The following is an 11921-nucleotide window of genomic DNA, read 5'->3' as shown; positions in this document are numbered from 1 at the left end:
AACTCTTCGGTCTTGCGGCCTGAGCGGCCCGTTCGACGAGGTTCGTTGTGCCCTTTTCAAGTTACTGCAACAGTGCCGGATCGGCACCATCGGTCAGGAGAAAACCGAGGAGTTCACCAGCGAAGATGCGGCCGGTAAAGCCTTGCAGGCCTTGGCTCAGGCGATGCGGCGGCAGGGCTACCGGGACCTCTGATTTCGGATAATCCAAAACAGTGATGATCTGTGAAACTTATCCCCTAACGACCAATTGTTGAGCATTTTTACCATACATAGGATTAAATTTGGTGTAATCTACCTCTTTAGCTAAGTAGTGCGCCAATATAGGTACTCGGTTATACCCGTATAGAATGCTTTTACTGCCACATTACTTGCACGAATCATTTCCATGATCTGAATGAAATCAGGCCTTCTACTGGCAGGTTCTCATGATAGCGTCAGAAAGACTCGCTCCAGCAAGGTTCTTCTTCAACTTAGTCTCTGATACAGAGATGATCCATGATGAGGAAGGGGTTGATCTGCCGCCTGGGGGTGACCTCGTGAGCCATATCACTCGCGCCCTTGAAGACCTCCACCAGAATGACTTTCTTGCCTCGGCAGAGTGGCAGGGCTGGCAAGTGGTGATCACCGATTGCTCAGGTCAGACGCTCTTCAGCTTTGCTCTTGGCTATCCCTGCCTGAAATGCAACTTTCCCCGTTTGAACTGAACCCTGCAATTTCGCATAATCATCAGTATGGAACAGGGTGCATGCCAAGCGGCGGCAGAGCTTCCGGGATTTCTGAGGCCGACCGACATTATTCAAAGGGGTGAATTGCGTCAGCGCCCTATCGGCGAGACTCTCAGCCTGTGGCTGCTTGACAGGAGGAACGTATGCTGAAGATCCTTACCCCTGTTCTGGTTGTGAGCCTTTTGGCCGCCCTTCCTGTGAGCGCTCAGCCCAGAGTACGGCTTTGTAAGGCGCACACGGATCGGGCAGAGGGCTTTGGTGCGTCGCGATCTCAGGGCTTGAACCAAGCCAGAGCGAACTGGGGACGTCAAGTAATATGGCATGACGGGCCTCGCTGGTCTTCGTATGCCAGATCCTGCAACAAAAATGAGAGTTGCAGCGGTCGGTTCGGAGTGTTCCGTTGCTTCGTGTCAGCTAGGCCGGGTCCCCGCTGACTTCGATTTAAGGAGAGCCAATCCGAGCGCTGACAATGCAATGGCGCTTGGGAGGACCACGAATTTCGCATAATCCCATGGTATGGAACAGGCTAGATGCCACCTTCATGGTGAGTGAAGGGAGGCTTGGCGACTGCCGCGGCATTAGGCGGTAGGATCACGCAGTAGGTTGGATAGTCCATCCCTTGGCCGGCCATGTAGCGCATGTCCCCGCACCAATGGCCCCCGCCTGTTTCCCACGTGTCCCCAGGCAGAGCGCGATACTGGACCGTGTAGTCCGGCACGGCGATCCAGGTTCCGTTGACGAGCATTAGCACCCCGGCGGGCGTCACCCGGTAATGGGCGGGGCGACAATCCTTGTCGTCGCAGCAACTGTTTCCCAGCCTGTCCTTCAGATGCGAGTAGATGTCATGGGCTTGGGCGGGCGGCTCGAAGTTGATGAGGAAGATAGCTGCACAGAGATCCAGCTTGAGAGACATGGCCGCTCTCCATCATGGACTGGCGGCGCTCGTCAGAGCGTCAAGACAGCGCTATTCGGCGCATTTTACTCCTAACTGGGGAGCCTGTCGCCCACCAGCCAACAGAGGCCACAGATTTCGCGTAACGCCCGGTATGGAACCGCTCCGAGGCCGCTACGGATTATTTACGTCGGCCGTTCTAGGTTACCCGAACCGGGCGCGTTGCGTATCAGCCCGATCCCTCTCCATCGCCCCAAAGCGTGGAGCTTGCCCTGGCTGAGTGTTCTGAACCGTCCTCAGCCGGGGCATTTTTTCCCTCGTGGGCGTGAACACGCGCGGCGCATTCGTTGACGCCGCCCGGCACCAGGCGCACGATCAAGGCCTGTGATGGTCGAGCACGGCGCTTGGACTCCCGGAGCTGCCCGTCGCTCTCCACGGGCAAGGCCTCGGGATCCTTCCTCCCCGAGGCCTTCGCCGTATCCGGGTGCGAATTTGGCATAATCGTTTGTATGGAACGATGGGAAGCCGCCGCTCAGTCGTGGCCGAGGAGATTCCAAGCCAGCACGGCGAGAAGCATGGCATTCAGGAGAGCAACCAAGAATAGGGTGACATGACCCATTCTCCGGTACCGCGCCAGTTCGGCCTCGATCGCCTCCAGCCTCCGGTGCTTGGCAAAGTCATCGCGTTCCTGAGGTCTCAACAGGTTCTCCCTCCGGTGAACCAGTTCATACCAGCCTTACGTTCGGGAAAAAATTCAGCCAAATGGCCTATGACGCGGGAGCCCTTGTCCTTGCGGCTGGTGCCCCGGTGCTGTGCCAAGACCCGGAGCGGGAAGCCGTGCCAGTCACCTCAGGTGAAAGGGAAAGCTCGCTGTAGGATGCACGGAGGAGCCAGGGGAAGCGGAGCCCCGAAAGACCGGGAGAATGGCCGTTATCAGCAAGGCCTGTTCACCTGTGAGGCCATTGAAAGGCGCCGGGAGATCCGCGCCTTGATTGCAGAGATGCGTGCAGTTGCGGAGGACATCCTTCAGACCTGAAAAGCACTCGCTCTCGTGGCAAGCCTCGGGCCGATCGAGAGCCCGAGGCACCTGCTCCGAATAGCAATAGGGGTCTATTCAAGGAAGTGGCAGGTTAATGCAGGAGCCGTACAGGCGAAGGTGAAGGATGTTGGGAACCTTTCGGCCCAGGATCCATCTAATCCGCGTCGCTCTAACGGCGGCTCCCCTTGGGAGGAACAATCATGCTTCGAAGCATCAGCATAGCCACGGTCCTGACCCTTGCTGTCGCCGGGCCGGCCTTTGCCCGCCGCTGCCCTCAGGACATGGCCGCCATCGACAAGGCCATGCAGACGGCTCAACTCTCGGCTTCAGACAAACAGAAGGTCATGGATCTGCGCAAGCAGGGCGAGGAGTTGCACAAGGCCGGCAACCATCCTGAATCCGAGAAGGCCCTCGACCAAGCCAAAAAGATCCTGAAACTCTGAGGCCATCGTCCAGGGGTTCACAACACTGTGGGCCCCTTCCCTCGGTCATTCGGCGGGACCTCTCTCCATATCTACCTCAGAGAGCGTAATGCCACGCCCCAAGGGCGAAGATGACAACCTGCCCGGCGTAGATGGCGGCAGCAACACTGACTTCGGCGTCCAGCTTGTGGCGCTTCATGGCAGGCAGATCCCTTTGAGAAGGAGGCTGCTTTACGCCCGCTAGCTTAACGGCCTCTTACCCCAACACGGGGAGGAGTATCATCTGTGGATCCGTGTTGACTGCCGGACCTCAGATCCAGTGCCTGCGCGAGTAATCGACACCACCGCCCTGTGTTCCGGCTGGCTGAATTGCGATGCCAGTTTGAAGGTGGCTGAGAGCGCCTGTTCCTCAGTCGGGTAGATGGAAAGAGTGTGCTCCTGGTGGGATACCGACCAGAGGCCATCTTTTGTGTGGGTTACCACAAAGCGTTCCATGCTGGCGGCTCCTCCGTGGGTCTGCCACCAAGTTTAACATCTCCGGTTCGCGTGAGCAGCACATCTGACGAGGTACAGGCACCGGAGCCTTCTCCCCCATTACTACGGGTTTGAGTAACGGGTGCACGTGGCTTTGAATCGTTTGCCCAGAGTGCGGGGAAGGCGCTCAGGGCACCCTCAATATTCGAGCCAAACATCTACGCACTCGTTGCAAAGCCAAGTGCAAACGATTCATCGTCTAGAAATCCTGCTGCGGCGGCCGCTGGCAGGCATTGTCCATACAGCAGGTGCGGTTGTGCCTCGAGACGGGAATAGCCGTCTGTGGTCTCCTAATGCGGTTTTGATGGTGTCTAGCCAAAGAACAGGTGCGGGGCACCCACAACCATAATCCCGCAGAAGATGGCCAAGGCCACTATCATGAGCGTTGTCGAGATGACCTTGTGTCGAGTTTTCTCTCTCTTGGACATAGGGGCCCTAACGGATGGGGCTTCGATCCGATCCCTGAGCGGTTAATATTCGTTAGTCTCAGCAGAGACGGCAGCGGCTGGTCGATCATGCAACCTGGAAGGCTCGGCGGGCTCGTTCCCGCAACTCGTCCAGTTTGTTTTGCAGGGAATTGAGCTGCCCTTCTACCTCCTCGTAGGACGGGCATTCCGGCGTGATGAACAGGCCCCCATCCTCGCCCGGACATATCGCAGAAGGGCAACCCTGATGGATGCCGGGTCACTCACCCTCGCGCCAGACTACTCAGCAGCAATGAGCCCGTCGTTTGCCGCAATGTTCATGTGCTGTTGCGCCCACATAGCGGCCTGAGTGCGATTGGTAGCCTTCATCTTGCGTAGGACGCCTTTGAGGTGAACTTTAACTGTCGCCTCAGCTAGGCCAAGCTCTCGTGCAATCTGCTTGTTAGAGGCGCCTTTGGTCAGGTAGCGCAGGATCATGGCCTCCCGTGGTGATAGCTGGCTAGCAACTGCCGTAGCCGCAGGGCCAATTACGACATCAGTATCGAGGCGGCTCCACCGCTGGCGGGAGACTTCGTTCAGCAGACTGAGTGTGAAAGCTGGCGCGATGAAGATTTCACCCAGCATCACAAGTTCAAGCGCCTTGATCAGGGGCTCGCGGCTCATGACCGTCGAGCAGAGGCCGTCTACGCCTGCCTGAAGGACCTGCGCCAGGGATGATGGTTCCATACCGTCGGTCAGGAGGACCACCCGAGCAGAAGGCCATTGCGCCTTCTGCCTCTCGATTGTCTCGATCAGCTCATCAGCCGCTTGGTCGCTGTGGATGAGACAGAGGATAGGCAACTCTGATGGATGTACGGGAGCCTCATCTGAGATGACGAAATGCGTCCCTGAGAGGATATGACTGATTCCGCTGCGGATGAGTGTATTCCGGCACACCAGAACCGTCGTCACATATGACGATGCATTCTGAGCAATCGCGAGGATTTGCTCATTGTAGACGACGTCATGATTCATGCTTGTTCAGCCCCTAATGATGTTCAGCAATGTGCACCCCAAACTGCCCACGTCAGCTAATGACACCCACACGAGGAGTCTTGGCGGCGGACGGGCATTGTATCCCAGGGAGGTCCATGTGACCTGGACCTTGCCCGGCGCTAACAAGCTGGCTGCACCTTGGTTCCTCGAAACATGCCCCCTCAGGGAAGTACCTTGGCGAGTGTTGCCAATCGGTCTCACCAGCCCCTACGTTCCGGATCGAACCCGCAACGGAACCCCGTTCGGCTCTACCCCGGGTGAGATTTCTGTATGTTGTCCGACAAAGTGAAGCGCCCCGCTCATCGCAGAGGCGCTTCAGTTCCAGAGGGAGATCAGCCCCCAACTCTCCTCTCTTGGAGAGCCCCACACTGGCTGATTGACCAGCCTTGACTGCGCTGGAAAGAACACAGAGGGGCTGAACGCAATTGATCAGATGCTGGCCAGCAGAAGACTTGCCCCGATGAAGGAAGTGACAGAGGCGGTAAAGAGGATTGTTGCCCGCTGAAGTGATGGGCCAGTAATAGCGAGGCTTATAGGGACTGAAGTATTCTCTCGAAGAGCATTTACGGCTTGGGGGTGTTCCATAGACCTATCCTGCCTTTTGACTGACGGCGTATGGTCATCAAACGCAGATGGTTGACGGCCTATTCCCTCGCAGAATTCATAAAATTATTCTGCAAGTGCTGGAACCTGAGAGGACCCAAGCGCATGTGGTCGATTGCCTCTCCCTGTCAGACACTAGGCTGATAGCCCTTCCGCTGCTCTAGTCGAAAGGACATCTTCACGCCAGCTTGCCTTGTTAGAAGAGGCTGGTCCTCCGCCGAAGGATTTCGTGCATGCCGTCTGCCATGCCTGAGCGTCGATCAGCAGAGCGCTTCCTCGTAACCTTAGGGGGATGGTTCACAGGCGAGCTCACCGGAGATCCGATTGCATGCACTGTCTCGGATCTGTCCGAGACTGGGATGCGGCTTGTGATCCCCTCCCCGGCCGACGTTCCTCTTGAGTTCGAACTGAAGATCCCGGATGCACAAGCTGTGGCCAGGGTCCGCCTGGTCTGGACCACTGAAAGCCAGTATGGAGCGCGGTTCACAGGGCAGCCAGGGGCCTAAGCCTCGCATTCTTGGACGGACCAAGATGTGCCCAGCAACACCCCGTTGGCCTCGACCCTAGGCAGGGTCTACATCTCCCAGGATTGCGCCATCAAATCCCATCATCCCTGCCCTCGCCTCCGTTATTCCTCTCTTGGAATCTACAGCCGAGGAGCATGACCTCTCATTCGGCTCCCCCATGGATCTCGCCGCTATGCGGAGCATGGTACTCGTTCGATTGCGGCCATCTATAGGTGTGGATGCAGGCATGGAGCCTCGATCAACCTCCAGGATCAGGGCACTCTGACTTGGCGGCTGCAATTGTGAGCGCTCTCAACTTATGGAGCCTGTACCTGCACAAATCACCCCTCAACGAGGATCATCACTGCGCTTGTGCCTCGGCTGACTTTGTCAGCTGGCGCAGGCTTGCGGTATCCAGCTCGGGTCGGATGGTTGGCGTCGCACTTCGTTGAGGCTTCTCAGCAACCTTCTTCTGGCTGTTCGCCGTCGCAATCTTGACGGCTGGCTGACCATCGCGGTCCTGTGGTGATGGCTTATCTCCTGAAGCCGCTTTGACGGGCAGCGGCTTGCTTGTCTTCGTCGTGATTGATCCTGTCTTAGATGCGTTATCGCTCGTGCGGGGGTTTTCGCTGGCTTCAAGCCTGACCGGAGGAGGCTCCGGCTTGGCTTGGACCACCAGCCCAGACAGTCGAGCAACCTCGGAGCGTGCTGCCGCAAGATCCGTGCGCAGTTGTGCCATCTCAGACAGAGACGCCCGCGTTTTCGCCCGCTCTGAGAGGAGCTTTGCCTGGGCGTCTTGCAGGCCTGCCAACTCACGGCGGAGCTGACCCTCCAGCTTGGTCGAGGACTGCTTTGAGACGGCAAGCGAGACCCATCCTGCGGCAGTCGACAGGCTAAGCGTCAGGACAACAATACGGTGGGCACTCAATAGTCGAGTTACACGCTCTCGGAACATGGGACCCTCCCCTTCTCTGCATCACAGCCAATCTCGCGTGAGGCTCATTCAGATCGAGGAGTGTGGGCGCAAAGAGGCGGACAACGCCCTTGTTCGCGCAACGGCGCGATTTCTGCTGATGTGGTTAAGGCTTTGTCACCAAGGGTGGGCCTCACCAGGCTTCAAACCAGGTCACTTGTGTGCCGTGTAGTCACCTGACGGCTGGTCTCACCACCACAGGCTCGCACCTTCCGGCGAGAAGCTGCCATACGTCCCATGGACATAGATCAGGGGGCTCGCTGCTGCCCTGGAGGCAACCCCGACCGGCACCGTCAACTTAACTGAAGGGTGACCTGGACCGAGCTATCCATGAGGGATGAAGAACACCCGTCATCCTCGTTATGCCCGCCACCGCTTTCCGGCTGAGGTGATCAGCCATGCCGTCTGGTTATACTTTCGGTTTCCGCTCAGCCTCCGCATGGTCGAGGAGATGCTCGTTGCCCGAGGTATCCTGGTCAGCCACGAGACGGTGCGGCAATGGGCGCTAAAGTTCGGCCAGAGCTTTGCCAACCAGATCCGCAGGCGCCTTCCGGCATCGGGAGACAAATGGCATCTTGATGAAGTCGTGATCAGCATCTCCGGCAAGAAACACTGGCTCTGGCGAGCTGTCGATCAGCATGGAGCTGTACTCGACGTTCTCGTCCAGAGCCGCCGTAACGCTAAAGCAGCCAAACGCCTGTTGCGGAAGTTGCTCAAGAAGCAAGGTGCGGCGCCTCGCGTGATGATCACGGACAAGCTGGCCAGCTATGGCGTGGCCAAGCGACAGATCATGCCGGGTGTCGAACATCGGCAGCACCGCGGCTTGAACAACAGGGCGGAGAACAGTCATCAACCCACCCGACGGCGCGAGCGGATCATGAAGCGCTTCAAGTCAGCCGGACAGGCCCAGCGTTTCCTCTCAGTTCACGATCAGGTTGCAAACCTCTTTCGCCGCCCTGCAAACACCACCGCTGCCGCTCATCGCGCGTCCCGCACTCAGGCCTTCCGAGCTTGGGCCGAGGTGACTGGTGTCGCGAGTGCCTGATCTGATTTCCCTGAAGGGGTAGACCTGTCTCAAGCCGTTAAATTGACGATGCCGGGCCGGTGCACCTGCTGGTGGACAGCACGGGCCTGCAACTCTGCGGGCCCGGCGAGTGGCTGATCGAGAAGCATGGCACCCGAAGGCGCCGATCCTGGCGCAAGCTGCACATCGGCGTTGATGCCGGAACCGGGCAGATCCTCGCCTCAGAGCTGACGACCAGCGATGGCGATGATGGCTCGCAAGTGGAACCGTTGCTCGCCCAGATTACAGCTTCACTCGCCTCCTTGATTGGCGATGGAGCCTATGATCAAGCCGGCGTCTACGGTAGCGTTGGCAAGCACCATCCTGATGCGAAAGTGATCGTGCCGCCACGATCAACGGCAGTACCGAGCGACATGGCAGGGAGCACACCCACCCAGCGTGATCGGCATCTCCAAAGCATTGCCGAGCATGGATGCATGGGCTGGCAGAAGCGGTCCGGGTACACGCGTCGGGCTCTAGTGGAGGCCGACATCAGCCGGCTTAAACGAGTGATCGGAGATGCGCTGCGCTCGCGAACAGATGGGCGTCACGAGACCGAGGGCGCCATCGCCATTTCTGCCCTGAACTGCATGCTTGAGCTTGGATGTCCGGAGTCCGTCCGCATCGCCTAAACGAAAGCCATGGAGTGGCCTCAGTGCGCTCACCAACCAATCCGTGCAACACAGCCGACTGCGTGGCGGAATTGTTTTCCTGCGTCATGGCCGTGCCTGCAAGTTCCGGTGAAAGGCATCCGCGATGAGCACCATGAACATTATAAAGAAGCAATTTGCGTGCAGAACCAATGGCGCTTGACAGGGCATCAGTGGCGATTCCATATTCTATAGAATATAGAAAGCGCTGCGGTATGACCCCGAGCGCACCCCAGGGAGGAATGTGTGACAGTGTCAATTCGTAAGCTGCAAGCCCGGCAATCTGTGCTGGCCCGTCTCACGACCACCGTCGTCTTGACGGCTGCTTCAGTAGGTACTGGGTATGCTCAAGGAGCCGGTGGTCCGAACTCACCGGTCGAGATCAAGGTCATGGCGAACGAGGCATTCGCCAACAGCTGGCAAACTCAGCTTGTCCCTGAGTTCAACAAGCGGTTCCCGAATGTGAAAGTTGTAGTCGACGGCGTTCCTTATGCAGAACTACTGCCGAAGATGATGCTGGATGCCGTGAACGCCGATCCAGAGTACGACGTTCTCGTTATCGACGACCCATGGGTTCCGCAGCTCGCCACAGTCGGAGCCCTCGCTGATCTCAAGAGCAAGGACGTTGCTGCATTAACCAGCCCTGACTATAACTGGAATGACTTCAACGCGGCACCGCTTGCAGCAGGCGAGTGGAAGGGAAAGCAGTATGCAGTTCCTGTCCGCTCTAACATGCTGCTCATGTTCTATAACCGAACGCTGTACAAGAAAGCCGGCGTTCCGGAACCAACACCGAAACTTACCTGGGATGAGTTCTTCACGCAGGCCAAGACCTTGGTGCAGGACACCAATGGAGATGGCAAGGAAGACGCCTGGGCCGTCGACACCTACTTCGTACGCGACTCTCTCACCCCCACCATCTGGCAGGCCATCCTCAACGCGAACGGTGGCAAGCTGCTCGACGAGTCAGGAGCTCCGGCATTCAACAATGAGGTCGGGGCGAAGTCTCTTGATATGCACAAGGATCTCGCAAAGTACGGTCCGCCCGGCGCTCTGGGACACGGGTACTCAGAAGCACTTCAGGCCTTTCGTCAGGGAAAGGTCGCCGTGATGTTCAACTGGGGAAGCGTCTACAAAGCAACCGCCATCGACGCCAGTTCAACGACGTTGAAAGAAGACGAAGTCGGTATTCAGGTGATGCCAGCCGGGTCGGCAAGGGCGGGGACACACCGCGGAATTTGGAACGCGGGCGTCAGCAGCAAAACCAAAAACCTGCAAGCGTCGTGGGCTTTCCTCCAGTGGCTGTCGTCCAAAGAAGGCGAGAAGGTTAGCGCCTCACTGCTAGGCTCCTTCCCTGCGCGGAAATCCACGCTCGGAAGCAAGCCTGAGGAGAAGTGGCTCGAGCCGGTCTATCGTACGCTTCAACAATCCTACGAACTTGCCGCTGAAGGCGAAATGTGGCGCGTCCGCAGCCCGAAGTCTAACGCCGCACAGCAGGTGCTGGCCGACGAGGTCGCCCGCGCCATCGCCGGCCAAGTCAGTTCGAAAGAGGCCCTGCAGGCGGCTGCGACGAAGATCAAATCCACACTCAGGTAATTGGGTCCCGGAGCCGCTGGGATCCCTCATGCCAGCGGCTCCACTTATGACGACGGCTGATCAGATCCCAAAATGCCCTGAAGGATCCGAAACTCATAAGCCGACCGCTCATATAATCAGGAAAGAACCGGCACGCCTACGCCGCGTCGTCTGGTGAGGCTGTTTGACATCATCTGAAGTGCACGATTGAACCAGATTCATCGCGCCGTGATCAACCGAGGAAGACAATGCCGAAGAACGCAATCATAAGCGAGGTGAAGACGCTGTCCTGCAGCAACTCGTGGCGAAACTACAATTTCCTCAAGATCACGGCCGAGGATGGAACCGTCGGCTGGAGTGAATTCGATGAGAACTTCGGCTCCCCCGGGGTTGCCAACGTCATAAGTCAAATTGGCCACCGCCTGATCGGTCAAAGTGGCATGAATCATGAGCACATTCGGGAAGACTTACGTGATTGCACTCGGCCTGGGTCGGGCGGCGTAGTCGGGCAAGCGCTTGGGGCGATCGAGAATGCTCTCCTCGATGTTAAGGCGAAAACCCTTGGTGTTCCCTGTTACGCTCTTCTCGGCGGAAAAGTTCGCGACAAGGTCCGGGTCTATTGGTCACACTGTGTGTCCTACCGCGCGCGGACGGAGCATTTTACACCCGGAATCACGGACATTGAGGGCGTTCGGCAGATTGGCCGCGAGGTTGGCGAAAAGGGCTTTACCGCGCTGAAGACGAATATCTTTCACTATGATGATCAAAACCGGATTAGTGGCTGGTCGCCGGGCTTTGGCCGGCCCCACGATCCTGCCCGCAATGTTGAGCGGAAGACCGTGAAGGACTTGCGCAAGCACCTCGAGATCATGCGAGAGGCGGCAGGACCTGATGTCGATATTCTGCTCGACCTCAACTTCAATGCAAAAACCGAAGGCTATCTGAAGTTGCTGCGGGAAATCGACGATCTGGATCTATTCTGGGTCGAAGTGGATACCCTGGAGCCAAAGGCGCTGGCATACATTCGGTCACAGACCAAGCATCCGATCTCCTCGTGCGAGACACTCATTGGATTGCAGCAGTTCCTACCCTTCTTCCGAGAGCAATCAGTCGACGTCGCGATCATCGACACCCCTTGGAACGGTGTCTGGCAATCGCTCAAGATCGCCGCAGCCGCAGACGCGTACGAGACGAACGTTGCGCCCCATAATTTTTACGGCCACCTGTGCACAATGATGAATGCACACTTCAGTGCCGTCGTTCCCAACTTGCGGATCATGGAAACGGATATTGACCGCATCGCATGGGATGCCGAGCTCTTCACCCATGTTCCAGTCTACAAGGATGGCTACCTGATCATCCCGGACCGGCCGGGATGGGGCACCGAGCCCAACGAAGCGGCGCTACTCGCGTACCCGCCCTTGGAATCGGTTGGGCCGGCCAAAAAGACACCAGTTCCGAGACTCTCTGACTAATCCA

13 protein-coding genes are annotated in these 11921 nt (G+C 57.8%); 9 read left to right on the top strand and 4 right to left on the bottom strand.

The window, feature by feature from the left end; genetic code table 11:
• On the top strand, positions 1–193 hold a 193-nt coding region (locus IC232_RS26055; RefSeq protein WP_190847867.1), incomplete at its 5' end, for a WGR domain-containing protein.
• 232 nt (positions 194–425) lie between these two features.
• Positions 426–704, top strand: a complete 279-nt coding sequence (locus IC232_RS26050) for a DUF6894 family protein (RefSeq protein WP_409564972.1) — start codon at positions 426–428, stop codon at positions 702–704.
• Between the two features lie 547 nt (positions 705–1251).
• Here the strand turns inward: IC232_RS26050 and IC232_RS26045 are convergent.
• The gene (locus IC232_RS26045) at positions 1252–1638 is read right to left on the bottom strand and encodes a hypothetical protein (protein ID WP_190847865.1); all 387 of its coding nucleotides are present in this window, start codon (positions 1636–1638) and stop codon (positions 1252–1254) included.
• Positions 1639–2149: 511 nt separating this feature from the next.
• Positions 2150–2317 (bottom strand): hypothetical protein, encoded by a 168-nt coding sequence (locus IC232_RS26040; RefSeq protein WP_190847864.1) that lies wholly within the window; start codon positions 2315–2317, stop codon positions 2150–2152.
• A 69-nt stretch (positions 2318–2386) separates the two neighbouring features.
• Here IC232_RS26040 and IC232_RS32980 point away from each other — a divergent pair, with 69 nt between their 5' ends.
• Positions 2387–2653 carry an HGGxSTG domain-containing protein gene (locus IC232_RS32980; protein ID WP_281413434.1) on the top strand — a complete coding sequence of 89 codons (267 nt, stop codon included), beginning with the start codon at positions 2387–2389 and terminating at the stop codon, positions 2651–2653.
• A 203-nt stretch (positions 2654–2856) separates the two neighbouring features.
• Positions 2857–3099, top strand: a complete 243-nt coding sequence (locus IC232_RS26035; RefSeq protein WP_190847863.1) for a hypothetical protein — start codon at positions 2857–2859, stop codon at positions 3097–3099.
• Positions 3100–4316: 1217 nt separating this feature from the next.
• On the opposite strand, the gene IC232_RS26030 is transcribed toward IC232_RS26035, so the two are convergent.
• Entirely contained in the window at positions 4317–5051 is a 735-nt protein-coding gene (locus tag IC232_RS26030; RefSeq protein WP_190847862.1) for a LuxR C-terminal-related transcriptional regulator, read from the bottom strand.
• Positions 5052–5908: 857 nt separating this feature from the next.
• Here IC232_RS26030 and IC232_RS33420 point away from each other — a divergent pair.
• On the top strand, positions 5909–6181 hold the full coding sequence (locus tag IC232_RS33420; RefSeq protein ID WP_190847861.1) for a PilZ domain-containing protein: 273 nt from the start codon (positions 5909–5911) through the stop codon (positions 6179–6181).
• 361 nt (positions 6182–6542) lie between these two features.
• Here the strand turns inward: IC232_RS33420 and IC232_RS26020 are convergent, their stop codons facing one another.
• Positions 6543–7136 carry a hypothetical protein gene (locus tag IC232_RS26020; RefSeq protein WP_190847860.1) on the bottom strand — a complete coding sequence of 198 codons (594 nt, stop codon included), beginning with the start codon at positions 7134–7136 and terminating at the stop codon, positions 6543–6545.
• A gap of 355 nt (positions 7137–7491) precedes the next feature.
• Here IC232_RS26020 and IC232_RS26015 point away from each other — a divergent pair, with 355 nt between their 5' ends.
• The 4 genes from IC232_RS26015 (at position 7492) to IC232_RS26000 (ending at position 11917) form a co-directional block, all read left to right on the top strand.
• Positions 7492–8199 carry an IS6 family transposase gene (locus IC232_RS26015; RefSeq protein WP_190847859.1) on the top strand — a complete coding sequence of 236 codons (708 nt, stop codon included), beginning with the start codon at positions 7492–7494 and terminating at the stop codon, positions 8197–8199.
• Positions 8200–8258: 59 nt separating this feature from the next.
• On the top strand, positions 8259–8849 hold the full coding sequence (locus tag IC232_RS26010) for an IS5 family transposase (protein ID WP_312895237.1): 591 nt from the start codon (positions 8259–8261) through the stop codon (positions 8847–8849).
• 264 nt (positions 8850–9113) lie between these two features.
• A complete protein-coding gene (locus IC232_RS26005) occupies positions 9114–10463 on the top strand; it encodes an ABC transporter substrate-binding protein (RefSeq protein WP_190847858.1) in 1350 nt (449 codons plus the stop codon).
• 227 nt (positions 10464–10690) lie between these two features.
• Entirely contained in the window at positions 10691–11917 is a 1227-nt protein-coding gene (locus tag IC232_RS26000) for a mandelate racemase/muconate lactonizing enzyme family protein (protein ID WP_190847857.1), read from the top strand.
• The last annotated feature ends 4 nt before the right edge of the window (positions 11918–11921 follow it).

Source organism: Microvirga sp. (genome assembly GCF_014699075.1).
Taxonomy (GTDB): Bacteria; Pseudomonadota; Alphaproteobacteria; order Rhizobiales; family Beijerinckiaceae; genus Microvirga.
Note: the sequence above shows the minus strand (reverse complement) of the source record. Positions and strands in the feature narration are given on the sequence as shown.

Coding starts and splice junctions, on each gene's coding strand:
- IC232_RS26050 (WP_409564972.1), top strand. CDS start 426: ATGATAGCGTCAGAAAGACTCGCTCCAGCAAGGTTCTTCTTCAACTTA.
- IC232_RS26045 (WP_190847865.1), bottom strand. CDS start 1,638: ATGTCTCTCAAGCTGGATCTCTGTGCAGCTATCTTCCTCATCAACTTC.
- IC232_RS32980 (WP_281413434.1), top strand. CDS start 2,387: ATGACGCGGGAGCCCTTGTCCTTGCGGCTGGTGCCCCGGTGCTGTGCC.
- IC232_RS26035 (WP_190847863.1), top strand. CDS start 2,857: ATGCTTCGAAGCATCAGCATAGCCACGGTCCTGACCCTTGCTGTCGCC.
- IC232_RS26030 (WP_190847862.1), bottom strand. CDS start 5,051: ATGAATCATGACGTCGTCTACAATGAGCAAATCCTCGCGATTGCTCAG.
- IC232_RS33420 (WP_190847861.1), top strand. CDS start 5,909: ATGCCGTCTGCCATGCCTGAGCGTCGATCAGCAGAGCGCTTCCTCGTA.
- IC232_RS26020 (WP_190847860.1), bottom strand. CDS start 7,136: ATGTTCCGAGAGCGTGTAACTCGACTATTGAGTGCCCACCGTATTGTT.
- IC232_RS26015 (WP_190847859.1), top strand. CDS start 7,492: ATGAAGAACACCCGTCATCCTCGTTATGCCCGCCACCGCTTTCCGGCT.
- IC232_RS26000 (WP_190847857.1), top strand. CDS start 10,691: ATGCCGAAGAACGCAATCATAAGCGAGGTGAAGACGCTGTCCTGCAGC.